At 71.6% G+C, this 25,506-nt stretch carries 19 protein-coding genes and 1 pseudogene; 11 read left to right on the forward strand and 9 right to left on the reverse strand.

Annotated features, from left to right (window positions below; genetic code table 11):
• Positions 1-71 precede the first annotated feature (71 nt).
• Positions 72-899 (reverse strand): PhzF family phenazine biosynthesis protein, encoded by an 828-nt coding sequence (locus AC5P1B_RS27035; protein WP_493890378.1) that lies wholly within the window; start codon positions 897-899, stop codon positions 72-74.
• Between the two features lie 142 nt (positions 900-1,041).
• Positions 1,042-1,683: a TetR/AcrR family transcriptional regulator gene (locus AC5P1B_RS27040; RefSeq protein WP_493890380.1), complete on the reverse strand. Its 642-nt coding sequence runs from the start codon at positions 1,681-1,683 to the stop codon at positions 1,042-1,044.
• Positions 1,684-1,844: 161 nt separating this feature from the next.
• Here AC5P1B_RS27040 and AC5P1B_RS27045 point away from each other — a divergent pair, with 161 nt between their 5' ends.
• The 3 genes from AC5P1B_RS27045 to AC5P1B_RS27055 all read left to right on the forward strand — a co-directional run bounded on the left by AC5P1B_RS27045 (position 1,845) and on the right by AC5P1B_RS27055 (position 4,089).
• Positions 1,845-2,618 carry an alpha/beta fold hydrolase gene (locus AC5P1B_RS27045; protein WP_493890381.1) on the forward strand — a complete coding sequence of 258 codons (774 nt, stop codon included), beginning with the start codon at positions 1,845-1,847 and terminating at the stop codon, positions 2,616-2,618.
• Positions 2,619-2,697: 79 nt separating this feature from the next.
• Entirely contained in the window at positions 2,698-3,294 is a 597-nt protein-coding gene (locus AC5P1B_RS27050; RefSeq protein WP_493890383.1) for a dihydrofolate reductase family protein, read from the forward strand.
• Between the two features lie 267 nt (positions 3,295-3,561).
• On the forward strand, positions 3,562-4,089 hold the full coding sequence (locus AC5P1B_RS27055) for a hypothetical protein (protein ID WP_493890384.1): 528 nt from the start codon (positions 3,562-3,564) through the stop codon (positions 4,087-4,089).
• Positions 4,090-4,244: 155 nt separating this feature from the next.
• Here AC5P1B_RS27055 and AC5P1B_RS27060 read toward each other — a convergent pair whose 3' ends face one another.
• A complete protein-coding gene (locus AC5P1B_RS27060) occupies positions 4,245-4,637 on the reverse strand; it encodes a VOC family protein (protein ID WP_493890385.1) in 393 nt (130 codons plus the stop codon).
• A 156-nt stretch (positions 4,638-4,793) separates the two neighbouring features.
• Between AC5P1B_RS27060 and AC5P1B_RS27065 the strand changes: the two genes are divergently transcribed.
• Both AC5P1B_RS27065 and AC5P1B_RS27070 read left to right on the forward strand, forming a co-directional pair.
• A complete protein-coding gene (locus AC5P1B_RS27065) occupies positions 4,794-5,849 on the forward strand; it encodes a hypothetical protein (protein ID WP_493890387.1) in 1,056 nt (351 codons plus the stop codon).
• A 2-nt stretch (positions 5,850-5,851) separates the two neighbouring features.
• Positions 5,852-6,964 (forward strand): hypothetical protein, encoded by a 1,113-nt coding sequence (locus tag AC5P1B_RS27070; RefSeq protein WP_493890388.1) that lies wholly within the window; start codon positions 5,852-5,854, stop codon positions 6,962-6,964.
• A 112-nt stretch (positions 6,965-7,076) separates the two neighbouring features.
• Here the strand turns inward: AC5P1B_RS27070 and AC5P1B_RS27075 are convergent, their stop codons facing one another.
• Genes AC5P1B_RS27075 through AC5P1B_RS27090 form a run of 4 tightly spaced genes read right to left on the reverse strand, consistent with a single transcriptional unit; the run spans position 7,077 to position 16,518 of the window.
• A complete protein-coding gene (locus AC5P1B_RS27075) occupies positions 7,077-7,784 on the reverse strand; it encodes a thioesterase II family protein (protein ID WP_493890389.1) in 708 nt (235 codons plus the stop codon).
• Positions 7,785-7,840: 56 nt separating this feature from the next.
• Entirely contained in the window at positions 7,841-9,637 is a 1,797-nt protein-coding gene (locus AC5P1B_RS27080; protein WP_493890391.1) for an amino acid adenylation domain-containing protein, read from the reverse strand.
• Between the two features lie 27 nt (positions 9,638-9,664).
• Complete coding sequence (locus AC5P1B_RS27085; RefSeq protein WP_493890392.1) at positions 9,665-10,837, reverse strand: FAD-dependent monooxygenase; 1,173 nt, start codon at positions 10,835-10,837, stop codon at positions 9,665-9,667.
• Positions 10,834-16,518 (reverse strand): non-ribosomal peptide synthetase, encoded by a 5,685-nt coding sequence (locus AC5P1B_RS27090; RefSeq protein ID WP_493890394.1) that lies wholly within the window; start codon positions 16,516-16,518, stop codon positions 10,834-10,836. The genes AC5P1B_RS27085 and AC5P1B_RS27090 overlap by 4 nt, the downstream gene beginning before the upstream one ends.
• A gap of 527 nt (positions 16,519-17,045) precedes the next feature.
• On the opposite strand from AC5P1B_RS27090, the gene AC5P1B_RS27095 reads away from it, so the two are divergent.
• The 6 genes and pseudogenes from AC5P1B_RS27095 to AC5P1B_RS27120 all read left to right on the forward strand — a co-directional run.
• The gene (locus AC5P1B_RS27095; RefSeq protein ID WP_493890396.1) at positions 17,046-18,200 is read left to right on the forward strand and encodes an NAD(P)/FAD-dependent oxidoreductase; all 1,155 of its coding nucleotides are present in this window, start codon (positions 17,046-17,048) and stop codon (positions 18,198-18,200) included.
• Positions 18,201-18,242: 42 nt separating this feature from the next.
• Positions 18,243-18,557, forward strand: a complete 315-nt coding sequence (locus AC5P1B_RS27100) for a (2Fe-2S)-binding protein (RefSeq protein WP_493890397.1) — start codon at positions 18,243-18,245, stop codon at positions 18,555-18,557.
• Positions 18,538-20,001, forward strand: coding sequence for an FAD-dependent oxidoreductase (locus AC5P1B_RS27105; protein WP_493890398.1), 1,464 nt, complete (start codon positions 18,538-18,540; stop codon positions 19,999-20,001). The genes AC5P1B_RS27100 and AC5P1B_RS27105 overlap by 20 nt, the downstream gene beginning before the upstream one ends.
• A gap of 87 nt (positions 20,002-20,088) precedes the next feature.
• Positions 20,089-20,997, forward strand: a complete 909-nt coding sequence (locus AC5P1B_RS27110; protein ID WP_493890399.1) for a dihydrodipicolinate synthase family protein — start codon at positions 20,089-20,091, stop codon at positions 20,995-20,997.
• A gap of 19 nt (positions 20,998-21,016) precedes the next feature.
• Positions 21,017-22,018, forward strand: coding sequence for a proline racemase family protein (locus AC5P1B_RS27115; RefSeq protein WP_493890400.1), 1,002 nt, complete (start codon positions 21,017-21,019; stop codon positions 22,016-22,018).
• 49 nt (positions 22,019-22,067) lie between these two features.
• A pseudogene (locus tag AC5P1B_RS27120) lies at positions 22,068-23,033 on the forward strand (aldehyde dehydrogenase family protein); the annotation flags it as partial.
• Positions 23,034-23,119: 86 nt separating this feature from the next.
• Here the strand turns inward: AC5P1B_RS27120 and AC5P1B_RS27125 are convergent.
• Together AC5P1B_RS27125 and AC5P1B_RS27130 are read right to left on the reverse strand one after the other, a co-directional pair.
• Entirely contained in the window at positions 23,120-24,436 is a 1,317-nt protein-coding gene (locus tag AC5P1B_RS27125; RefSeq protein WP_493890401.1) for a hypothetical protein, read from the reverse strand.
• The gene (locus AC5P1B_RS27130) at positions 24,433-25,470 is read right to left on the reverse strand and encodes a HesA/MoeB/ThiF family protein (RefSeq protein WP_493890402.1); all 1,038 of its coding nucleotides are present in this window, start codon (positions 25,468-25,470) and stop codon (positions 24,433-24,435) included. The genes AC5P1B_RS27125 and AC5P1B_RS27130 overlap by 4 nt, the downstream gene beginning before the upstream one ends.
• Positions 25,471-25,506: the final 36 nt, after the last annotated feature.

The following is a 25,506-nucleotide window of genomic DNA, read 5'->3' on the forward strand; positions in this document are numbered from 1 at the left end:
ACGGCACATCAGCCGAGTACACTCAGAAACCCGGCCCTGACCAGCGGTGATACCGAACTGCGACTGGAGTACTAGGCGTGCAGGGTGCCGTCCATGATCGTGACGGCGTTCCCTGTGAGGTGGACGCGGTCGCCGTGCACGGCAGTACGGACCAGGCCAGTGCGCACGGACGCCTGGAGGCCGGTGAGCCCGTCGCGGCCGAGTCGCGCCGACCAGTACGGGGCGAGCGCGGTATGGGCGCTGCCTGTGACCGGGTCCTCAAGGATGCCCTCGGCTGGTGAGAAGAAGCGGGAGACGAAGTCGTACTCCAGGCCGGCCTCAGCCGCCGGGGCCGTGATGATGACGCCACGCAGGCCCTCGCGGCGCGTCAGGGCGGCTACCGCGTCCAGGTCGGGAGTCACGGCCCGGACGGTGGCCTCGTCGGGCAGGACTGTCAGCAGGTCACCGAGCGCGCCGGTACGGAAGGTGGCCTCAGGCTCGACCCCCAGCGCTTCGGACAGTCCTTCCGGTACGGGAACTTCGGCGCCGGGCGCAGCGGGAAAGTCCAGGGTGATGCTGCCTTCCTTGTCGGCGTGTGTGACGAGGATGCCGCTCTGCCGACTGCTGAACCGCACGGTACCGAGGAGTCCCCGCTCGACGCGCAGCACGTGCGCCGTGGCCAATGTGGCATGGCCGCACAGATTGGTCTCGACGAGCGGGGCGAACCAACGGATCGCCCAGTCAGCCTCGGCCTCAACGGGCAGCGGGAGGGCGAACGCGGTCTCTGAGTGGTTCATCTCGGCCGCCACCTGCTGCATCCAGGCATGTTCCGGCCACTCCCCGGCAGGCAGGAGACACACACCCGCTGGGTTCCCGGCGAACGGCCGATCAGTGAAAGCGTCGACAACGTGAATGCGCATGCCGGGACCGTAGCAATGCCAATAGAAGGCCCGCCAAGGCCAATCCGGAACGAGTGGACTGACTTGATGTCGGGGTCGCGGTGCGCGTGGCGCCCTCGGGCGGCGTCCGGGATGATCGGCCGGACACGTCCTTGGCTCAGGGTCAGATGCCACGTTCGATCATGTCGATGAGGTGCTGGCCCGCGTCACGGGCCTGGGTGGGGTGGAGGCCGCGCAGTGGTCCTTCAATGAGGAGGACGGCGAGGCCATGGACGGCCGACCAGGCAAGGAACTCGGCGCCGGGGCGCCGGTCCTCGGGCAGCAGGCCCGCCGCGACGAGGTCGTCGAGGGCGGCGCTGAGGAGTTCGAAGGGGGTTTTGCCGCCTGCCCCGGCGGCGGTGTCGGCGGCGGCGTCTGCCATATCGCCGGGGACATGGAAGGCGGCGCGGAACAGGCCGGGTTCCTCCTGGGCGAAGCGCAGGTAGCCGGTGCCGACCGCGCGGAAGTGGGCCCGCGCGGCGGCCCTTTCGTCCGTGGCGGGCGGCAGGGTGGCCTGTTCGGCCTCCATGGTGCGGGCGACCTGGGCCATGGCGGCTTGGGATACGGCGTGCAGAAGGGCGCCACGATCGGCGAAGTGACGGTAGGCGGCATTGGGTACGACGCCCGCGTGGCGGGTGGCGGCGCGCAGCACCACGGCCTCCGGTCCGCCCTCGCGGGCCAGTTCGACACCGGCCTTGATCAGGGCGTTGCGGAGGTCGCCGTGGCGGTAGGTGCTCCGCTTCGGTTTGCCGGCGTCCGGTGTCATCGCCAACTCCAATGTGGACAGTATCCACTTAGCTCGTTTAGGCTGCTGCAAGACCGATCGGGGGCGCGGATCATTACGCCTTCCCGATGTGGACATCGTACACAAGTGCATCTGCGCGCCCGCCTTCAGCGGCCCGCACAGCAGACGAGGGGAATGCGACGATGGGTGAGTACGTCCAGCTCGGTGCCGTGAAGACCTGGTACGGCGAGGAAGGTGAAGGCGAACCGCTGGTGCTGATGCACGGTGGTCTGGTGGACGCGCGGTTCTTCGAACCGAACCTCGGGCCGCTGGCCGAGCACTTCCACGTCTACACGCCGGAGCGGCGCGGCCACGGGCACACGCCGGACGTGGAGGGGCCGATCACGTACCAGTTGATGGCCGACGACACGATCGCCTTCCTGGAGAGGGTGGTCGGCGAGCCGGCCGACCTGGTGGGGCACAGCGACGGGGCGTTCACCGCGATGCTGGTCGCGATGCAGCGGCCGGAGTTGGTGAAACGGCTGGTGCTGATCAGCGGGGGCTTCAACAAGTCCGGTTCGGCCGAACCGGAGGGGATGGAGTGGGACGTCGACGCGATCGCCCAGTTCCTCGGCCCGGCCTACGGCGAGGTGTCGCCGGACGGTGAGGAGCACTTCAAGGTCGTCGCCACGAAGATCGGCGAGATGGCGGCGAAGGAGCCCGACCTTCAGGCGTCGCAGCTGAGTGCGGTCGCCGCGCGCACCCTGGTGATGTTCGCCGACGACGACCTGGTGACGCTCACGCACATGGTCGAGATGTTCGAGGCTCTGCCGAACGCGGAACTGGCCATCGTCCCCGGCACCTCCCACTTCCTCACCCAGGAGAAGCCCGAGCTGGTCAACCGCTTGGTCCTCGACTTCCTGACCCGGGAACCGGTACCGACCATCGCCGCCATCCGCCGCGCTCCCTCCTCCTGACGTCAGCCTCCTTCTGACGTTCTGGTTGCTGCTTCCTGCCCCTCAACCACTCACCCCCGAAGAAGAGAAGAGAGTCACCATGCGCATCGTGATCAGTGAGTTCATCAGCCTGGACGGCATCGTGCAGGCGCCGGGCGGACCCGACGAGGACAACGACGGCGGCTTCGCCCACGGAGGCTGGACGCACCCGTTCTTCGACCCGGAGGTGGTGGGCGGCGCCTTCGACAGCGCGCTGTCCAAGGCCGAGGCACTGCTGTTCGGGCGCCGCACGTGGCAGACCATGGCCGGGGCGTGGCCCGAGCGAGCCGGCGACCCGTTCGCCGACCGGATGAACGCCATCCCGAAGTACGTCGTGTCCCAGACGCTGGGCGACGACGACCTGACGTGGGACAACACCACACGCATCCCAGGTGACGAGGCCGTCGCCCGCGTCCGGGAACTGCGCGAGGACGACGGCGGCGACCTGTTGGTCATGGGGAGTCCCACGCTCGTGCGCACCCTGCTGAGCGAGGGCCTGGTCGACGAGCTCCGGCTCATGGTCATGCCAGTGCTCCTTGGCGGCGGGAAGACGATCTTCCCGGACGACGGTGGGCTGCGTACGCTCGAACTCGTCTCGACCGTCACCAGCGGTACGGGTGTGCTCGTGTGCACCTACCAGCCGGTCGCCAAGGGGTAGGTCGTCTCGGCTCGCCCGAGGCGGTGCCGGGCGTGCGCACCGGGTCACCGGGGCGTGGGAGAACCGCGCGGGGTGCGACCGGGTCCACTGGTACCGCGTCAGCCTCTCGACGCGGCCGTTCGTTCCCTCACCGGGACGCGTCGGGTTGCCCGGAACCACCTGTCCGCCCTGTGCCCGCCTGGTGCTCTCGCGGCGCGCCGCTGCCCAGCTCTCTCGCGGCAGGGCGCCGTCCGGCGGGGTTGTGTGGCGGTGTGGGCATTCGCGTCGGTGGGGGAGCACACTCGGACGCAGGCGAGCGCGGTGGGCGAGCAGAGCGGTGAAGGTGGCGGGGTGTTCGAGGTGTGTACGGGCGCGGAGCTGCCCGCTACGGGGGACCAGGAAGAGCGCGCGGCTGCTCTGCGGGCGGCGGTGGAGGGCTTGCGGTCGATCCGGGGCGTGGCCAACCGGGGTGTACCGGAGCCGTTGGCGGTGCCGGCGGAGTGGGAGCGGCGGCAGCTACTGCGCGCGGTCAGTTTGCTGCTGGAGGCTGAGGGACTGCCGCCGTCAGCCGTCGACGAGTCCGGCCAGCGGGTGCGGGCCGGATACTGCGCCGAGCAGGGGGAGCGGGCCGGGCAGGTGCTGGTGCGGTGGCTGGGGCCGCGGGGGAGCGGAGCGCGCTACCAGGAGCAGGAGCGACTGCGCACCTGCGCGGCTGCCCTGCGCCGGTGGGGATTCGTGGCCCTGGAGGTCCGGGGCCCAGGCGGCCGGCATCACCTGGAGATCGAGCCGTGGGAGACACCTGAGCGCTCGCGGTAGTCGGTCCGGCGCTCGGTGGGCGGCGGCTCTGCTCGGGCCGGCCAGTCGATCCGGCAGGACGCCAATTCGTCAGGACGCCGAAGTGCCACCCGATGACCCGGCGCTGCCCCCCACACCGATGACTGAAGGAAGAAGACGTCCTGGCCATGCTGACGTCAGCAGCCGCAGACAGGTTCAAGGAACTCAAGCCGGTTGCCCAGCTCGTCGAACGCGTAGAAGCGATCGTGCCCAGGGAAGTTGTCATCCCAGGTGACGCTCACTCCGTTGGCTTCCAACCGCTTGGCGAGCGCTGGGAGCGAGGTCACAAGGATGCCCGGATGCGCCTTTCTGTTCGGGTGGAAGTCCTCTTCAACTCCCAGGTGGACCTCCAGGCGACCACTTCGGAACCAGCACCCACCGCGAGCCGCCAGCTCTGGAGGCTTCTCCAGCTCTGTCATGCCGAGAACGCCTCCCCAGAACTCACGGCAGAGTTCTTCCGCACCTGGAGGGATCGCAAGCTGCACATGATGCAGACCGTCCAAGGCGTATCCAGGCGTTCCCTGAGCCACAACTTCTCCCCTTCCACGCTATCTTGACATCAAGATAATGAGAGCTGAGTGGTTCTGGCAAGGGCTCATGGGAGGACCGTGATCGGCCGAATGCCGCCTGTTCACGGGTGCGTGAACGCCCATAGGCTGAGCGACCTTCGCGTTCCAGGGGGGCTCGTGAACGGTCTCCGTAGGGTCATTGTCTGCCTTGTCATCGCATGTGCCGCGGTGGTATCGCCTGCCGCGGCTGTGACGCCGAGCTGGTCGGCGCTGCCGGTACCGGCGGCGGCCCCGCCGGTAACCGTGTCCGATCTCGCCGCCCGCGGGCCGGGCGAGGTGTGGGCGACCGGGTACGAGCACGCCGCCGATGGAGTGCGGCCGACGCTGCACCGGTGGGACGGCACGGCGTGGAGCCGGGACACCAGCTTCCCCGGCGCCGGTGAACCGGGATCGCTCCGCGAGGCGCGGTTCGTCGGCAAGGAAGTGTGGATCTTCCGCAACCGCGAGGGGGCGCGGGAGATCCTGCGCCGGTCGGCGGGCGAGTGGAGTGTCGTCCCGCTGCCGCAGACCCTGCGGATCTACCAGGACTTCACCGCGGTACCGGGTGCCGCGTGGGTGGTCGGTGAGGACGACACCGGGCCGAAGGTGTTGCACTACGACGGTTCCCGCTGGACCACACAGACCACCCCGGACGGTGTGCTGTACCTGATGGGGATCACCGCGCGTACTGCCACCGACGCTTGGGCCTGGGGGGACACCAGCACCAGCACTGGGACCGCCGTCCTGCGCTGGGACGGCACGGCGTGGCGGGACGCGAAGGTGCCGCTGCCGCCGAAGAGCAACGTGCACACGATCCTGCCCGAACCGTCCGGCCGGGTCACGATCGGTGGCAGCCAGTACACCGACAGCGGAAACCGCACCTACCTGATGACCTGGAACGGGCACGCCTGGCGCACCACCTACCCACCGCTGGGCGACACCTACACCGGGGCCATGGTGCGCGGCCCGGACGGCGCGCTGTGGCTGCCGGTCCGCAGCGACCGCGCGTTCCAGTCGAAGTACGCACGGGTGGACGGCCCGCGCACCACCTTCTCCTACGGTCCGGAGCGCAGAGACGCGATCGACGTCAAACCGCGTGCACTGGCGAAGGCCGGGTTCTCACTGCTGTCCTTCGGGACCGTCGAGATCTACGGCTCGAAACCACACCTGATGAGCGAGCGGCTGGGAGGCTGACCATGGCACGCCGACTTCTCGTCGCGGCCCTCACAGTCGCCATGACCATCGTGGCCGTCATGAGCTCGGCCACGGCGGAAACCCGGTCATCCTGGCAACACGTTCCGGTCCCGGCACAGGTACGCCCGCAGGCCGGGCTGAACGAGGCCGTGGCGTTCGGTCCTGACCGGGCGTGGGCGGTGGGTGCCGACGCCGTCGGTCGCGAGGCGCCGGGCTTCCCGCTGGTGCTGCGCTGGGACGGCACCGCGTGGCAGCGCCAGAGCCTGCCCGGGGTCGGCTGGCAGGGAGAGCTGCTGTCCATCGCCGCGACCTCACCGACCGCGGTCTGGGCGGTCGGCCGCGACTCGGCGGGCGGCGCCCACCTGCTCCGCTTCGACGGCACCGCCTGGTCCGAGAGGCGGCCGCCGCGCGGTGTCGAGCTGACCAAAGTCGTCGCCGGCGGTGGTGAGACCTGGCTGATCGGTTCGCGGGAGGGCGCGCAGGTATTGCTGCGCTGGGACGGGCGTGGCTGGCGGGATGTGCCGGTGCCGCCGGGGTCCGTGTACGGCCTGCACATCCTGGCGGCCGACGATGTCTGGGCCGCGGGCGCCACCGGCTCGGGTGCGGCCGTGTCGCACTGGGACGGGCAGGATTGGCAGCAGACGATCGTGGACGGGTTCCCGCGGGCGGCCGTCGGCAGTGTGCTGGCGGTCTCGCCGACGGAGGTGTGGGCGGGTGGCACGGGCGGGTTCATCGGCGGCCCGGCGGGCAAGCCGATTCCGCCACTGCTGGTCCGCTTCGACGGACAGGCGTGGAGCCGGGTGACCATGCCCACCGACTTCGGCGGTATCACCTCCTTGGCGCCCACCACGTCCGGCGCGCTGGGCTGGGTCTCGGTGGCCCGCTCGCTGAAGTGGGGCCCGCCGGGGAGCTATCCGCCGCTGGTCCCCGGGCCGGACTTCCTCGCCTGGAACGGACAGTCGTTCACCGGGTACAGCGAACCGGCGGTGGCCGGTGAGGGTGACTCCCGGGGGATGTGGCTGGCGCCGGTGCCGGGCACGGCGACGGTGTGGTCCGTCGGCAGGGCCGGCGGTCCCGAGAGCACCTTCGCCCCGCGCATCCTGCGGTTCGGCTGAGATGACGAACGGGGCTCCGTCCGAAGTGGACGGAGCCCCGTCTCGCGTGGGGGACCTCAGCCGCGCAGCAGTGGCGGCCGGCTCTCGCTGCGGGGGCCGGGGCCACGGCCGCTCAGCCGGCGGTACGGGCGAACACCGCGTCGAGCTCGGCGAGTAGCGGCTTCGGGTCCAGAGAGAAGTACATGTGGTCGCCGGACACCTCGATCACCTCGGTGGACGACGAGCTGACCTTCGACCACAGCCCCGCGTCCTGCTGCGACACCAACTGGTCATCGGTCCCGCGCAGTACCGTGATCGGAACCGGCAGCGGATCGGTGGAGCTGGGGGAGTAGCGGTCGCTGATGCCCAGGTCCGCCCGGAGCGAGGGCAGCAGCAGCCCGCGCAGTTCGGGGTCGTGGAGCGCGGGATGGTCGTGGCCGACGACCTCGCGGACCCGTGCCACGAACTGGGCGTCGGTCAGCGCGTCTCCGCCCACCACGGGCCTGGGCAGCCAGGGCGCGCCCACGCCGCTCACGACCAGGCGTTCGGGGAGCCGCGTTCCGTCGGCGGCCAGGCGTCGCGCCGTCTCGTAGGCGACGAGCGCGCCGAAGCTGTGCCCGAACAGTGCGAACGGGGTGTCGTCGGCGATCTCCCGTACCCGGTCGGCACATCGGCCCACGACCTCGGTCATCGTGGTGGCGGCCTCCTCCGCGAACAGCTCCTCGCGGCCGGGGAGCTGGACGGGAACCACGTCGACCTGCTGGAAGGCGTGGCGTTTCCACTGGCGGAACAGACTTGCGCCGGCCCCGGCGTGCGGAACGCACAGGAGTGCGACGGTCATGGGGTTCTGCCTTTCGGGTTCGGGTGGGAACGGTGCGTCGCTGAGGCCTCCTGGCGTCAGCGCGGCGGGGTTTCCTCGCGGAGGGTACGGATGAGCCTGGCCATGTCCGACAGGGTGGAATGGAGGTAGAGGTCGCGCAGGGACACCTCGGCCAGGCCCTCCTCGCGGAGCTCGCCGGCGAGGCGTGCGACCAGTAGTGAATTCCCGCCGAGTTCGAAGAAGTTGTCCTGGGGGCCGACGGGTTCTTCCAGCAGCCGTTCCCAGATCCCGGCCAGCCGCGCGGTCACCGGATCGGCTGCCCCGGTGTCCGGCGCCACCCCCGTGCCGGGCGCCGCGGTGGCCTCGCGTGCGCGGAGGGCCGGAAGCCGACCGGTGTCGGTCTTGCCGTTGGGAGTGAGCGGAAACTCCTCCAGCCGGGTGATGGTGGCGGGCACCATATAGGCCGGGAGGCGCCGGGCCAGCCGTTCCCGGAGGTGGGGTGCGGCATCGGGCCGGGTGGTCACCACGTAGGCGTCCATCCGGGCGTCGGCCGGATCGGCGGTGGTCGCCACCACGGCGGCGGCCTGGACATCCGGGTCCTCCAGCAGCGCCGCGCGGATCTCGCCGAGCTCGATCCGGTGGCCACGGATCTTGACCTGGTCGTCGAGTCGGCCCAGGTGCTCCAACTCACCGTTGGCCAGGACGCGCCCGCGGTCGCCGCTGCGGTACAGCCTGCCGCCACCACCGGAGATGTGGTCGGGGAGGAACCGCTCCGCGGTCAGTTCCGGCCGGTTGAGGTAGCCGTCGGCCACGCCCGCCCCGCCCACATGGATCTCACCCGGTACTCCCGGGCCGGCCGGCCGTCCGTGCTCGTCCAGGACATACAGCCGCCAGCCGGGCAGCGCGCGACCGACCGAGCGGACGCCCTCACGGGCGTCCCGCTGGGTGAGGGTGCGACGGGTGCAGTGCACCGTCGTCTCGGTGATTCCGTACATGTTCTCCACCCGCGTGTGCGGGTAGTGCGCGAACCAGGGCGCCAGGGTGCGGGTGTCGAGCGGCTCGCCGCCGAAGACCAGCAGCCGCACGTGGAGTTCATCCCTGCCGAAGCCCGCGGTGCGCGTCAGCGAGGTGAAGGCCGACGGTGTCTGGTTCAGCACCGTCACCCGCTCGGCCGCCAGCAGTGTGCGGAACTCCTGCGGATCACGTGCGGTCCAGTGCGGCACCACGACCAGCCGTCCGCCGGTGAGCAGGCAGCCCCACAGCTCCCACACCGAGAAGTCGAAGGCGAAGGAGTGGAAGAGGGTCCACACGTCCTCCGGGCCGAAGGCGAACTCCGCCGCCGTGGCCGAGAGCAGGGCGGCCACGTTCCGGTGCGGCACCAGCACGCCCTTGGGCTGTCCGGTCGAACCCGAGGTGTGGATCACGTACGCGACCGCGTCGGGTGCCGGCGACGGCAGCGGGCCGGCCGGGACGGCGGCGGTGGCGGTCACCGGGACCGACTTCAGGCCGGGGAAGTGGGTCTCCGTGACGGCCATGACCAGACCGGTGTCCTCGGCCACGAACGCCAGCCGCTCCTGCGGGTAGCCGGGGTCGAGCGGCACGTAGGCGCCGCCCGCCCTGACCACCGCGAGCAGGGCGACGACCAGGTCGATGCCGCGTTCGAGGCACACGCCGACCCGGTCGCCCGGGCGGACGCCGCGCTCCCTCAGTGCGGCGGCGAGGCCGGCCGACCTGGTGTCCAGCTCGGCATAGCTGATCGTCCGGTCGCCGCAGGTCACCGCGGGCCGGTCGGGGGTGCGCCGCGCCTGCTGCCGGAACAGGTCGGGGATCGTGGCGTCGGCGGCGGCGGAGGCGGCTGCTGTCCCAGGGGGCACGTCCAGCCCTTTCTGAGGTCGAGGTCGTCAGGGTGCGGCCGGGACCGGCGGGAAGGTGAGCATGGCGGTGTCCTGGTCCACCAGCGCCTGGCGCGGGACGCGGCGGAGCCGGAGGTCGCGGACGGTGCGGCGCAGCGGGTTCTCCAGGTGCTGGGCGTCGCTGGCCATGCGGGAGGCCACCACCAGCTGCCGGGTCCGGTCGCGGCGCAGATCCTCGTACCGGCGCAGGCCCTGGGCGGGGTCGGCGGCCGCCTTGAGACACTCGGCCAGTACGACGGCGTCCTCCATCGCCACGGCCGCGCCCTGGCCGAGGCTGGTCAGCATCGGGTGGGCGGCGTCGCCGAGCAGCGTCACCGGTCCCTCGCCCCAGCGTTCCAGGAACGGCCGGTCCTGCGCCGGCACCGCGATGATGTCCTGCTCCGGCGTGATCCGGATGACCTCCCGCACCTCGTCGGCCCAGCCGGAGTAGGTGCGCAGGATCTCCTCCTTGCCGCCGCGCCAGTTGTGCGACGCCTCGGCGGCCATGTTGCGGGTGCCCCACCAGTACGCCCGTCCGTGGCCGATGTCGATCAGGCCGAACCGCTGGCCGCTGCCCCAGTAGTGGCCGACGTAACCGGTGGTGAATCGCCTGTGCTGGAAGGGGACGATGCCCAGCCAGCAGACGTAGCCGCCGTCGCGGGCGTCGTCGAGCCCGGCCAGCTGCCGCCGGACGGCGGAGTTGAAGCCGTCCGCGCCGATCAGCACATCCCCGCGGGCCACCCGCCCGTCCTCGAACGTCACCTCGGCTCCGCTGTCGGAATGGCGGAAACCGGTCGCCACCGCGCCCAGCTCGATCCGGCAGTCACCGGCTTGGGCCAGCAGCGCCTGCTGCAGGTCGGGGCGGCTGACGCAGAAGCTGGGCGCGCCCAGGTCACGGCAGACGTCGGGGAGCGGCATCGTTCTGATCAGGCGGCCCCGGCCGGTCCTGATCTGGAGCAGCTCCACCGACTGGCCGTACTTCTCCAGACGCAGGTCGATGCCGAGGCTCGCCAGCGCGGTGACCGCGTTGGTCATCACCGACAGGGCGGAGCCGGCAGCCCGCAGCTCATCGGCCCGCTCGTACACCTCGACTTCGAGACCGACCCGGCGCAGGGCGATGGCGGCGGTCAGGCCGCCGATGCCCGCTCCGATGACGATGGCCTTGCGTGGGCGCTGGTTCACCGGGCACCCCCGGACGCTTCGTCGACCATCCGCATGATCTTCGCTGCCATCACCGGCACGTACGGTTCCTCCATGATCAGCAGGTGGTCGCCGGGCACTTCGACCACGGTGAGTTCGCCGGTCGTGCGGTCCCGCCAGCCGTTGTGCGGGTCCCGGTGCAGGGTGCCCGCGGTGGTGTGCATGTCCAGCAGCACCTGCGGCAGCGGCTGCGTGGCGCGCATCAACGTGAAGTCCAGGTCGAACGTCCGTCGCCGGTAGTCCAGGGCCGCCTGCCAGTTCGCCGCGTACAGCCGGAACAGCCGGCGCACGATCGCCGCCGAGCTGCCGGGCGGCAGTACGCCCAGCTCCGCGCCCCGCTCCGCGATGAACTCGAACTTCTCCGACAGGGTGTCCAGATGCTGGGGGATGAGCGCCTTCGGCGACTCACCCCCCAGCTCCAGGAAGAGCAGCTCCCAGAAGAACCAGGTCAGCAGGGCGTCCTCGTCGATGCTGATGAGCTTGCCGGGCTCCAGCGCGACCGTGTCCAGCAGAATCACGTGGGCGGTCCGCTCACCTGCCTGTTGGAGCTGCCGGGCCATCTCCAGCGCCACGAAGCCCCCGAAGGACCACCCGCCCAGCGTGTAAGGACCCTTCGGCTGCACCTCCTGGATCGCCTTCAGGTAGCTGGCCGCCAGCTCCTCCACCGAGCGCAGCGGCTCGCTGCCCAGTTCGGTCCCGGCGGCTTGGAGTCCGTAGAACGGCTGGTCGGCCGGGAGATGCCGGACCAGCTGGGCGAAGCACAGCACGTTGCCGCCCGCCGGGTGTACGAAGAACATCGGCGGCCGGTCGCCTTCGGTCCGGAACGGCACCAGCGGGTTGAACGTGGAGCGCGCGGCACCGGAGCGCAGGAGCTCGGCCAGACCGCTGACCGTGGGCGTGGTGACGAACCGCGCCATGGGGATGTCCACCCCGTAGCGCTGCTTGATCAGCACGACCAGGCGCATCGCGGTCAGCGAGGTGCCGCCCAGGTCGAAGAAGTCGCTGTGCACGCCCACGGCGGGCAGTTGGAGCAGCTCGGCCAGGATCTCCGCGAGGGTCCGCTCGTATTCGTCGCGGGGTGCGGCGGCCTCGTCGGACGTACCGGTCCGCAAGGGCACGCGGCGCAGCGCCGCGTCGTCGCGTTTCCCGCTCGGGGTCAGCGGCAGGCTCGGCAGCCACTGCGTGTGGGAGGGCACCATGTGCTCGGGCAGTGTCCTGCGCAGACCCGCGCGCACCTGGTCCAGGTCGACGGCCGCGGCGTCGTCGGCTACCAGGAAGGCGGCGAGGAAGGTGTCCGTACCCTCCCGCTGGCGAGCGACCACCGCGACCTCGCGGATGCCGGGGAAGCGGTCGGGGTGGTCGGTGATCGCGAGTTCCACCTCGGCGGGCTCCACCCGGAAGCCCCGCACCTTCAGCTGCGAGTCGGCGCGGCCGAGGAAGACGATGTCACCGCCGGGCAGTACGCGGCCGAGGTCACCGGTGCGGTACAGCGAACCCTGCCCGGTGAACGGATGCGGCACGAACCGCTCGGCGGTCAGCTCCGGCTGGCCGAGGTACCCCTCGGCCAGGCACGCGCCGTCCAGGTGGATCTCGCCCCGGCCTCCGACGGGCACCGGCCGTAGCCGCTCGTCCAGCACGTGCGCCGCGGTGCCCGCGATCGGCGAGCCGATGGGCGGCAGCGAGGGGAACGCGCTGGCCGCTCCGGTCATGGTGAAGCTGGTGACCACATGCGTCTCGGTCGGGCCGTACTGGTTCTCCAGCAGCACGCCGGGCAGCGCCGCGCACAGCCGCCGGATCTCCTCGGTCACCCGGAGCTGCTCGCCCGAGGAGACCACGACCCGCAGGTGGCCCGGGACCAGGCCGAGCGCGTGGGAGGTCTCGGCGAGCTGCTGGAGCGCGACGTAGGGCAGGAACACCCGCTCCACCCGGGCTGTGTCGAGCAGTTCGAGCAGGGCACGGGCGTCCCGCCGCTGGTCCTCGGAGATCAGCTGGAGCGCACCGCCGGAGGTCAGTGTGGAGAAGATCTCCTGGAAGGCGACGTCGAAGCTCAGCGGCGCGAACTGCAAGGTCGTGCCGCCGGGTGCGCCGCTGGGCGCGCTGTTCTGCCAGGCGACCAGGTTCGCCAGTGAGCGGTGCGGCATCCGCACCCCCTTCGGCACACCGGTGGAGCCGGAGGTGAACAGGATGTACGCGATGTCCTCAGGGGAGATGGCAGCGGCGGAGACGGCCGCCGCTGCCATGTCCTGACCGCCGTGGTGGTCCTGACCGGTGGCGGTCTCCACCGGCAGCAGTGTCCGCGGGTCGTCGACGAGGTGGGCGTGCTCGTCGTCGCTGATGACGCGGACGGGCCGGGCCTGCTCCAGCATCATGCGCAGCCGCTCCACCGGATAGCCGGTGTCCAGCGGAACACTGGCCGCACCCGCCTTGGCGATGCCCAGAACCACCGCGATCAGCTCCGGCGACCTGTCCAGCGCGATGGCCACCCGGTCACCGGTCGTGGTCCCGGCGGCGCGCAGGTGCCCGGCGACCCGGTCGGCGGCATGTCGCAGCTCCCGATAGGTCCACCGGCCGCCGTCGAAGGCCACCGCGACGGCGTCCGGGGTCCGCTCGGCCTGCTTGGCGAAGAGGGCCACCACGTCCGGCAGCACCTCGGCGGCCGGGGGCACGACGGCGGTGGGTTCCGGCGCCAGGAAACCGAAGTCCACCGTCTCGCCTGGACGGGCGGTCATCCGACCCAGCACCTGGATGTACGTGCTGACGAACAGCTCGGCGTGATCGGTGGTGAAGACGGTCCCGTCGAAGTCGGTACGCAGCCGGATGCTCTCGTCGAGCGGGTCGACGTAGGCGTTGACCAGGATCTTGAAGTTGGTCTCCTCCCACGTACGGAAGTCCAGCAGCCGCACGTCGGGCAGCCGCAGCACCGTGGCCAGCACATGGAAATGCACGTAGTTGAACGCGGACTCCAGGACGAATCCGTCGCCGTCGTCGCTCTGGATGGCGCTCAGCGGATAACGCCGGTGCGGGTGGCTGTCCTGCTCCTGGGCGAAGAGCGTACGTACCGTCTCCAGCCAGGTCAGTCCCGTCAGGTTGGCCCGGACCGGCACGGTGTTCAGGAACAGGCCGAGGATGCGCTCCGCGTCGGGCAGCTCGGGCCTTCCGTGGGTGACCAGCCCGGTGACCAGGTCCTGAGCCGAGAACTGTGCTCCCATGGTGAGGCAGTGGGCGGCGAACAGCACGGACTTCACCGGCAGTTCGTGCTCCCGGGCGAAAGCGCGGACCGCTGCCTGAAGGGCCTCGGGCAGCTCCGCGTCGTGTACGACCAGTTCCGGACGGCTGGGCGCCACGGACGCGCGGAAGCCGTCCAGCTGCGGCAGGGGCGCGCCGCTCAGCGTGCCGCGCCAGTACTCGCGGCTGTCCGCCGAGTCCAGGGCGCGCAGTTCCTCGCGGACGTGGTTGGCCGGTGAGGGCAGTTCGCCGCCTGGGACCGCCGCCACGTCCGCGCCGATGGTGTGCGCGTAGTCCTGGAAGAGTTCGGCGATCATGTTCGCCACGCTGCCCCCGTCCAGGATCGCGTGGTGGAAGCTGAGCACCAGCTCGACGGAGTCGGCGCACACGTGCGCCTGGAACAGGTGGAGCGGCGCCCGCTCGAACTCGTACCGGGTGAAGCGCCGTTCCTCGACGTGCGAGCGGATCGCGGCGGCGGCCTCGCTCGTCGGCCGGTCGCGCAGGTCCACGATGTTCAGCGCGCCCTCCACCTGGTGGTGTATGAGCTGGAGCGGCTGCGAGTAGGAGGCCAGGTCGAAGGAGGAGCGCAGCACGGGGTGGCGCTGGACCAGCCTGGCGAAGGCCGTCCGGAACGCGTTCTCGTGCCAGTCCACGGCGAGGGAGTACTGGAAGACGTCGTTGTAGACGGCCGAGTTCTCGTGGCGGCGGCTGTGGTAGAGCAACCCGAGCTGTACACGGGTGAGCGGGAAAGCGTCCTCGAAGGCGGTGAGCCGCCCCCGGTCCACGGCCGGGACCAGCTCGAACGGGGCCACCGCGGTCTCCGTGGGCTCCTTCGCGGAGCGCCGGACCGCCCGCTGGGCCAGCTCCGCCACCGTGGGGCCCTTGATGATGTCGGTGACGGAGAAGTGGATTCCGCGCCGCTCACCCCCGGCGCGGATGCGCAGCATCGTGATCGAGTCGCCGCCGAGGACGAAGTAGTTGTCGTGGATGCCGACCGAGGGCACGTCCAGCACCTCCGCCCAGATCGCGGCCAGTTCGGCCTCGATCTCGGTGCGGGGGCCGCCTCCATCGGAGTCCGGCAGGGCGTCCGCGGGCCGCGGCCGGGCGCTGGGCAGCCCGGCGGTCACGCCGGAACCGGTACGGGCGGCGGCCGGTACGGGCACCGTGCCCACGGGGATATCCGGCTGCTCGACCGCCTGCTCGATCAGTGCCCGGACCGCCGCGACGACCTCGGTGATGGGCAGGTCCTCGTCGAAGACATCGGCGGCGTACACGAGGTCGACCCGGACCTCGCTGCCCCCGTCGTAGGCGTGGAGGCTGATCGCCAGTACGTTGGCCTCAAGGAGTTCCTGCGCCATGCCGGTGTCCACCGACAGCCCTGGAACGCTCGGCGGCATGGGGGCGCGCACGTAGGTGAGCGTCACGTCGAACAGCTGGCCGGAGCCCGCGGCGGAGTGCTCGCGCAGCACGTCCGTGAGCGTGATCCGCTGGTGCTCCTGGAGCCCGCGGACCGAGGCCCGCACCTGCTTGGTCAGTTCGGACATCGACGGGCTGCCGTCGGTCCTGACGCGCAGCGGCAGCATGTTGGTGAAGGGGCCGAGCACCTGGCGCTGCTGGGGCGTGTGCCGGTTCAGCAGGGGGACGCCGAGTATCGCCTCGTCGGCCTGGTGCAGGCTCGCCAGACAGGCTCCGAACGCCGCCGCGATGACGGAGAACGGCGAGTTGCCGCCCGCCAGAACGCGGGCGACGAGCTCGCCTTCGACGACGAAGGAGGTGCGCCCGCGCGCGGGCGCGTCGCTCTTCCTGGCGAACAGCCGCGGTCGGGTTCCTGAGAGCGCGGTGTGGAGGAACCGGTGGTCCCGGGCGAAGGTCTCCGACTCCCGGTAGCGGACGTCTTCGTCGATGAAGTCCAGGAACGACGGTGCGGCGGAGGCTCCGGCCTCCTCGCTCCGCGCCCCCGTGAGCACCGCATAGCGGTCCAGGAGTTGCTCGCGGAATTGGCTCAGCGACCAGCCGTCCATGATCAGGTGGTGCGCCGTGAGCTGGAAGTGCACGATGGTGTCGCTCGCCCGCAACAGCGCCGCCTCGTACACCCGTCCGCCCAGGACCGGCAGCCGGACCGACCTGCTGGCGTCGGCCCAGGCCAGGCAGGCGGCCTCGGCATCGGTCTCGGCGCGGAAGTCCAGCACCGACAGCTGCGGCTCCTCGGGCTCCAGCCACTGGTAGGGGCGGCCGTCGTCGCTCCCGAACCGGAGCCGTAGCGCGTCGTTGTGCGCCAGGACGTGCCGTACGGCGGCCCGCAGCGCCTCCAGGTCGACGTCCCCGGAGAACCGCTCCCGCAGCACGATCGAGAACTGCGGCGATTCCGGCGAGAGGGCGTCCGCGAACCAGACGTCCCGCTGGTACGCGGTGAGCGGGAGCCGTACACGATCAGTCATGGAGCTCTTCCTCAGCTGTGTCGAACCAGCGGCACATAGCGAATGGATCTTCACAAGGACAGAACGAGGAAAGCGCACGGATGTTCCCATGGCTTTCGGCTTGGCTGAAAGGACTCCCCGGAGTGGCCTTAAACGATCTCCGATCGTGCCCAGCAGACCTAGATGAGAGGCCGGATTCCGGTCAGGCGTCCGCCAGTTGGGCGAAGCGGGGGTGCCGCTTTCGCTGGGAGGCTGACCGCCGGGCTGTCGGCGCGGGTGTCCGGATTGCCGGCGCTGACGCTGCGCGGGATCTCGTCTCCGTGCGCGGCGAGCGGACCGCCGAGCGCTGACAGCTACGGCGAGACGGTCCGCGTCGCCATGCCGTGAGAGCCGGGCAGACGGGTGTCCGGGGGTCCAGGGCGCCGCCGCGTTCGGGCATCTCGGGAACGTGGCAGGCCATTGCCGTGTCTCGCCCGGCCCGGAGATTCGCGGCGGCGGGGCTCGCGCGCACCCTTGGCACGGCAAGTGCAATGTGAAATATTACTGTCGTGCTCACGAGAAACTCCTCGGACGTCATCGTCATCGGGGCCGGTGTCGTCGGTGCGGCCTGCGCCTATTACGCCGCCCAGTCCGGCCTCCGTGTCACCGTGCTCGACCGGGGTCCCGTGGCGGGCGGTACCACGGGGGCCGGTGAGGGCAACCTGCTGGTCTCCGACAAGGAACCGGGGCCCGAGCTCGAACTCGCCCTGCTGTCCAACCGGATGTGGCAGGAGCTGGCCGAAGTGCTACCGGCGGGGATCGAGTTCGAACCCAAGGGGGGACTGGTCGTCGCCTCCGACCGGACCGCGATGGCCGCCCTGCGGGACTTCGCGCTCCGGCAGCGGAAGGCCGGCGTCACGGCGGACGAGGTCCCGGCCGACCGCCTGCGCGACCTGGAGCCCCACCTCGCCGACGGCCTGGCGGGCGGCTTCCACTATCCGCAGGACGCCCAGGTCATGCCGGCGCTGGCCGCCGCGCACCTGCTGCGCGCCGGCGGTGACCGGGTCCGGCTGCGACTCGGCGAGGAGGTCACCGGCCTGCTCACCGGGTCGGCCGGCGAGATACAAGGGGTGCGGACGGCGGCCGGGGCGGTGCACGCTCCGTACGTGGTCAACGCCGCCGGCACCTGGGGCGGTGAACTCGCCCGCCTCGCGGACGTCGACCTGCCCGTTCTGCCCCGCCGGGGATTCGTCCTGGTCACCGAGCCGCTGCCCCGCGTGGTGCGCCACAAGGTGTACGCGGCCGACTACGTCGCCGATGTGGCCAGTGGGTCCGCCGCGTTGCAGACCTCGGCCGTGGTCGAAGGCACCCCGGCGGGTCCAATCCTGATCGGTGCCAGCCGCGAACGCGTCGGGTTCGACCGGACGCTGTCGGTCGAGGTGCTGCGGCGCCTCGCGGCCCAGGCCACGGCGCTGTTCCCGGTCCTGGCCGGGGTGCGGGCGACGCGTACGTACGCGGGCTTCCGCCCCTATACGCCGGACCACCTGCCCGCCATCGGCCCCGACCCGCGCGTCCCCGGCCTGCTGCATGCCTGCGGCCACGAGGGTGCGGGGATCGGGCTTGCGCCGGCGACCGGACTGATCGTCGCCCGGTCACTGACCGGCGAAGCGCCGCCGCTCGACATCAACCCGTTCAGGCCGGAGCGCTTCGCCTCCGCCACCTGAGCCCGCCCACCTGAGCCCGTCTGCGACGAGAGGAGGGCCACCGTGGCCCGTACCCCCGCCGACCTGGTCGGGGCACACCCCGATCCGCCGTTCGAGATCACCATGGACGGCCGTACGGTGACCGCCCTGCCAGGGCAGTCCGTCGCCGCCGCACTGTGGAGCGCCGGCATCGTCGCCTGGCGCACCACGCGGAACGGCGGCCGCCCCAGGGGCGCGTTCTGCGGCATCGGCCAGTGCTACGACTGCCTCGCCACCATCAACGATGAGCCCAACCGCCGGGCCTGCCTGGTGCCGGCCCGGCCGGGGGACGCCGTCACCACCCAGGAAGGACACGGCCGTGCCGGACTCGGTGTCTGAACCGTACGACCTCGCGGTGATCGGCGCGGGCTCCGCCGGCCTGTCCGGCGCCGTCACCGCCGCCGACCACGGGCTGTCGGTCGCCGTACTGGACGCGTCCGGCTCCGTCGGAGGCCAGTTCTACCGCACTCCGGAGTCCGCTCTCGGAGCGGCCCGGCCCGAGGCCCTGCACCACGACTGGGCGGCCTTCGCGGATCTGCGGCGGCGCCAGAGGGCGAGCAGCGGTATCACCCACCTTGCCGCACACCACGTGTGGACGGTGACGCGGCACAGAAGTGACCTGAGGGGTGACCTGTGGGCGGTGCATGCCGTCACCGGCGCGGATGGGACGGGCGGGCGGCCGGTGTGCGTCACCGCGCGGGCGATCCTCATCGCGACCGGGGCGTACGAGCGCCACCTGCCCTTCCCCGGCTGGACCCTGCCGGGGGTCGTGGGCGCCGGGGGCGCCCAGGCGATGCTCAAGTCGGGGCTGGTGCTGCCCGGCAGACGGGTCGTCGTCGCGGGCAGCGGGCCGCTGCTGCTCGCTGTGGCCTCCTCGCTCGCCACCGCCGGGGCGCGCGTCCCCGCCGTGGTGGAGGCGTCCGGCTACCTGAGATACGCCCGCTTCCCGCGGGTCCTGGCCACCAATCCGCACAAGCTCGCCGAGGCGGTGGTCCACGGATCGGCGCTGCTGCGCCACGGGGTGCGGCTGCGGACCCGCAGCGCGGTCACCGAGGTGCACGGCGGTGAGCGGGTGGAGGCGGTCACCGTCTCCCGGCTCGACCGCGACTGGCGGCCCGTGCGGGGGACGGGCCGCCGGATCGCGTGCGACGCGCTGGCCGTGGGGCACGGCCTGGCCCCGCAGATCGAACTCGCCGTCGGCCTCGGGTGCGCGACCCGCCGTACCGCGGACGGAACCTCCGCCCTCGTCCTGGACGGCGTCCAGGAGACCTCGGTGCCCGGCGTGTGGGCGGCGGGGGAGACCGGCGGGGTCGGCGGCGCGCGACTGGCCCGGGCGGAGGGCGAACTGGCGGGGATCGCCGTCGCCGCCCGGCTGACCGGGCGGCCCGCGCTCGCCGAGCCCGCGCGCATGGCGCGACTGCGCCGCGGCCGGGATCGCCTGCGCTCCTTCGCGGGCGCCATGGCGGTGGCCCACGCACCCGGCCCGGGCTGGAGGGAGTGGCTGGCCGACGACACCGAGGTGTGCCGCTGCGAGGAGGTGACCGCCGGGCAGGTCCGTGAGGCGGTCACCGACTTCGGAGCCCGCGACGCGCGGACCGTCAAGCTCCTCACCCGGGCCGGGATGGGGTGGTGTCAGGGCCGCGTGTGCGGTGCGGCCGTGGGCTGCCTGGCGACCGGAGGCGACGGTGCGGTACCGCCGTCGGACGAGCGCCGCCCGCTGGCCGTCCCCGTTCCGCTCGGGGTACTCGGCTCGCTCACGGAATCGGCCGAAGCCGACTGCTGATCACCTTTCACTCACGCCCCATGGGACCCCGTAGTCCCCCACCCCCTGGCTCCAAGCAAGAGTCACACGTCAGAAGGGCTTACCGGCATGACCGCCACCACCTGGAACACCACCCGACCCTGGCGCGGCATCATGGTCGCCACCGCGCTCCCCCTCCGCGCGGACCTCTCCGTCGACGAGGACGCCTACGCCGAGCACGTCCGCTGGCTGATCGGGAACGGTTGCGACGGCGTGGTCCCCAACGGCTCGCTCGGTGAGTACCAGACCCTCACCGACGACGAGCGCGCCCGGGTGGTCCGTATCGCCGTCGAGGCAGCGGGCGACGGGACCCGGGTGATGCCCGGAGTCGCCGCGTACGGAAGCGCCGAGGCCCGCCGCTGGGCCGAACAGGCGGGCGAGGCCGGATGCGGCTCGGTCCTCCTCCTGCCACCGAACGCCTACCGCGCCGACGCGGAGTCCGTACGCGCCCACTACGCCGAGGTGGCCAGGGCCGGGGTGCCCGTCGTCGCGTACAACAACCCCCTCGACACCAGGGTCGACCTCACCCCCGCCCTCCTCGCCCGGCTGCACGGTGACGGGCACATCGTGGCCGTGAAGGAGTTCAGCGGCGACGTCCGCCGCGCGTACCAGCTCGCCGAACTCGCCCCCGATCTCGACCTGCTGATCGGTGCCGACGACGTCCTGCTCGAACTCGCCGTGGCCGGGGCCGTCGGCTGGGTCGCCGGATACCCGAACGCCTTCCCCGCCACCTGCGCCGAGCTGTACCACGCCGCCGTCGCCGGTGATCTGGCCACGGCGCTGCCCCTGTACAGGTCGCTGCACTCGCTGCTGCGCTGGGACTCCAAGACCGAGTTCGTCCAGTCGATCAAGTTGTCCATGGACATGGTCGGGCGCCATGGCGGCCCGGTCCGGCCGCCGCGCGCGCCGCTCGCCGGGGAGGCGGAGGCCGCGGTGCGGACCGCGACCGAGAAGGCCGTCGCCGACGGCCACCGCTGACCGCCGAAAGGAACCCCCCGTGCGTACTCGTCATGTCTTCCACGCCGTCGACTCGCATACCGAAGGCATGCCCACCCGCGTGATCACCGGTGGTGTCGGGGTGATCCCCGGCGCCACGATGGCCGAGCGCAGGCTGCACTTCATCGAGCACCTGGACCACCTCCGTACGCTGCTGATGTACGAGCCGCGCGGCCACTCCGCGATGAGCGGCGCGATCCTCCAGCCGCCCCTCCGCCCCGACGCCGACTACGGTGTGCTGTTCATCGAGGTGTCCGGGCTGCTGCCGATGTGCGGGCACGGCACGATCGGCGTGGCGACCGTGCTGGTCGAGACCGGGATGGTGCCCGTCACCGAACCGGTCACCACCGTCCGCCTCGACACCCCGGCGGGCCTGGTCTCCGTCGACGTGACGATCCACGACGGGGCCGCGACGTCGGTGACACTGACCAATGTGCCCGCGTTCTGCGCGGGCCTGGACCGGAAGGTGGGCGTTCCCGGCCACGGCACGGTGACGTACGACCTCGCCTTCGGCGGCAACTTCTACGCCTTCGTCGAACTCGCCGCGCTGGGCCTGCCGTTCGACCGCGCCCGCAAGGACGAACTGCTGGCCGCCGGACTCGCCATCATGGACGCCATCAACGGCACCGACCGGCCCGTCCACCCCGAAAGCCCCGAGATCGGCGGCGTCAAACACGTGTATCTCGCCGCCCCGGGCTCCGACGCCGTGCGCTCCCGGCACGCCATGGCCATCCACCCCGGCTGGTTCGACCGTTCGCCCTGCGGCACCGGCACCTCGGCGCGCATGGCGCAGCTGCACGCCCGCGGCGAGCTGGCGCTGCACAGCGACTTCGTCAACGAGTCCTTCATCGGTACGCGCTTCACCGGCCGGCTCGTCGGGGAGACGCGGGTCGGCGGGGTGCCGGCCGTCGTCCCCACCATCAGCGGGCGCGCCTGGATCACCGGGACCGCCCAGTACCTCCTCGACCCGGACGACCCCTTTCCCGGGGGTTTCCTGCTGTGACCACCACCCTGTCCCCGGTTGTCTCCCGCGATCCGGCCGACCCCGCCGACCCTTCGCCATCCCCAGCTGGAAGGCCGCCCCGGCGCTCGCGGTCGGCAACACGGTCGTGCTCAAGCCCGCACCCGAGGCCACGGCATGCGCCCAGCGCCTCGCCGAGATCCTCCAGCGGGCCCTGCCCGCCAGGGTGTGCACGGTCGTCCCCGGCGGAGCCGCCGAAGGCGACGCCGTCGTCTCGGCCGCCGATGTCGTCTCCTTCACCGGCTCGACCGCGGTCGGCCAGACGGTCGTCCGAACGGCCACCGCCCGAGGCGTCCCCGTCCAGACGGAGATGGGCGGCCTCAACGCGGCGATCGTCCTGCCGGACGCTGACGCCGAGCGGGCCGCCGCGCACATCGCCGCCGCGATCGCCGGATACGCGGGACAGAAGTGCACCGCGACCAGCCGGGTCATCGCCGTCGGCGCCGCCCTTGGGCCGCTGCGCGAAGCGCTCGCGGAAGCGCTGCGGACCGTGCCCGTGGGCGACCCGGCCGACCCCGCCACGGTGTGCGGACCGCTCATCTCCGAGCACGCCCGCAGGCAGGTCAGCGACGCCTGGGGCGGCGTGTCCGTGCTCACCGGCGGCACCGTCCCCGATGTCTCCGGCTGGTACGCGACCCCCACCCTGGCCGAGCAGGTGCCGACCGGCCACCGGCTGCTGCGTGAGGAGGTCTTCGGCCCTGTCGCGGCCCTGCTGTCGGCCGACGACCTGGCCCACGCGGTACGCGTCGCCAACTCCGTCCCGTACGGCCTGGTCACCTCGGTGCACACGGAGGACCTGGACACGGCGCTGTACGGACTCGACCAGCTCGACACCGGCATGATCCGCGTCAACGCGCCGTCCAGCGGTGTCGACTTCCACCTGCCGTTCGGCGGCGCCAAGTCCTCCAGCCACGGCCCGCGCGAACAAAGGGTCGCCGCACTGGACTTCTACACCGCGAGCCGCACCTACACACTGTCACCAGCCAAAGCAAGGTGACCTCGTACAAGCGTTCCGCGGCGGTACGAAGGGAACTGAGCCCGCCCCGAAGGGGCGTGATGATCCTGGCCGCAGGCCGTTTCCCTTCACCCGGAAGCGGAAGCGGAAGCGGAAGAGAGCGAGCGGCGCGCCAAGCTCTTCAGCGCCAGGATCTCCAGCACCACGGCGCCGGCGAGAGCCAGCGAGACGCAGGCAACGCCGGGCAGGGTGGTCCGGGACAGCAGCAGGCCGCAGCCCACCAGGCCCAGTAAGTGGGTGAGGGCGGCTCGGGGGAGTGCGCGGGTGGCTTTTCCGGCGATGGCCAGGGCCCGCAATCTGCCGCGTACGGCCCACAGGGCGGGGACTATGGCCAGTACGGCGATCCAGCGCAGGCCGAGGTCGGTCGGACCGCTGGGCACGTTGCTGAAGTCGGCCAGGTACAGGCGGGCCAGCGGGGTCAGTGCCACGAGGAAGGACAGGGCGAGCAAGGCCGCCGCCAGGAGGACGGTGAAGCGGAGCAGTGTTTCCGGGCGCCCTGAGCGTCGTAGGAACGCCGCCCCCACCGTGTCCAGGTCCGACAGTGGCACCATGCCCAGGGAGGCAAGACCGTAGAGCGCCGGCCACACGGTCAGCGAGTCCGCCGCCGAGGCGGAACGGGTCAGGACGACCGTGGTGATCAGCGCGGGGCTCATGTTGAGCAGCACCGTCGAGGTGATCCGGGCGTGCTGGACGAGGAGCCGACCGACCGAGGCGCCGCCGCCGGGCGCGGCGGGCAGCCCGCGGGCTGCCAGGCCCAGGCAGGCGGCTTCCGCCCAGGCGCCCCCGGACAGGGCTACGCCGCCCGTCGCGGCCGCGGGGAGGCCGGTCTGCCAGGCGGCCAGGCCGATGAGGGTGGTCGCCGCGATGCGCACACCGGTCGCCGTCGCGATGGGGCGGGTGGTGTCACGGTCGATCAGGCGGCCGTGGAGGTAGCGGCGCAGCGCCACCGCCAGCGGAGCTGTCGTGAAGCAGAGAAGGCAGGTCCGGAAGGCGTCGTGGAGGTTCGCGGGCAGGCCCAGGAGATCGGGGAATCCCGACGAGAGACCTGGTACGGCGGCGAGCGCCAGCATGGCCACGCACCCCGCGAGCCCGGTGCCGAAGGACCGACGCAGCAAGGTGCGCGTCCCGTGGGCGGACAGCTCCGCCACGACCAGGGGCGCCAGTGCCAGGGCGGGGGAGTTGACGACGAAGAGCACGGACAGTCCGGCGCCCAGCGCCGCCAGTGCGGACGCTCCGTCGGGCATCCGCGCCGTGATCGCCACGACCAGGGGGATCTCCCAGGCCAGCATGGACGAGCCGAGCGCGGTCGGCACCCACGAGCGAGCCAGGAGCCGTACCCCGGCCCACTCGGAGGCGCCTGGCGCGTTCCCCTGAGTGGCGGTCACCTCGGCGGTCGGCCTTCCCGGCACGGGCAGCCGTCACGGAACGCGAACGGGGTGAAGTCGAAGGTCAGGGTCTCCGCGTTGACGTACAGGCTCTGTCCGGCGGTGCGGGAGGTGTCCTTGGCCCCGGACACCAGGCCGATGACCTCGTTCACGGCGATGCCCGCGACCATCGACACCAGCGTCCCGGTGAGGCTGCCCGACGTCTCCGGGCGCAGGACGTCGAGGTCGCGGATGCCGACACATTCCATGCACGGAGTCCGGCCCGGGATCATGGTCGGGCCGACCCGGGCGCCCTTGTTGGTGATGCCGATCTGCCCGAAGGGCACCCCGGTGCGCAGGCTGGCTTCGTTGGACCAGCGGATGGCCTTGTTGCGGGGGCGGTCGTAGGCGTTGAAGAAGAAGTCGGCTCCGTCGACCAGCTTGACGATGTCGTCGGCGGACTCGACGCGCGTGTGATGGGGGAGGAAGCGCGACCGGGAGTTCTGCAGGGCCAGGTGACGCTCCAGCGCCTTCAGCTTCGGTACGCCGACGTCCTGCTCGTCGAAGGTGGGGTGGGTGGGCAGATTCTCCTCGGCGAAGGTGTCGAAGTCGACCGCCTCCAGCGTGCCGATGCCCGCCGCGTTCAGCAGCCGCAGGAGAGTGGTGCCGCCCGCTCCCGTGCCGATGATCACGATCCGGGCGTCGCGCAGTCGGCGCATGCCCGTGTAGCCGTCCCAGTCGTCACGGTCGTACAGCCGCAGGTGGTTGATCTGCCGGCTCCAGCGCCGCAGGTCGTCCGCGTCGAGCGGCGGGGTGACCGCCGCGTCGTCCAGGACGCCCTGGGAGTCGAGGGCCGCCAGCCAGTCGTCGGTCTCCGGGTAGCGCTCGCGGAGGTCGTCGAGGGTGCGGGAGCCGTCGAGCGCCAGGACGAAGGAGACCATCTCCTCGGTCGGATCGGTGATCCGGAACTTCTCCGGTCCGATCCCTATGTACAGGTGGGGCTCGCCTTCGACGTGGTAGATCCGCAGGAATTCCTTGATCCGGGGGCGCCGCATCCAGCTTCTCCTTAGGTGAGTGGCGCGGTGGTGGTG

The organism is Streptomyces sp. A01 (assembly GCF_059026195.1).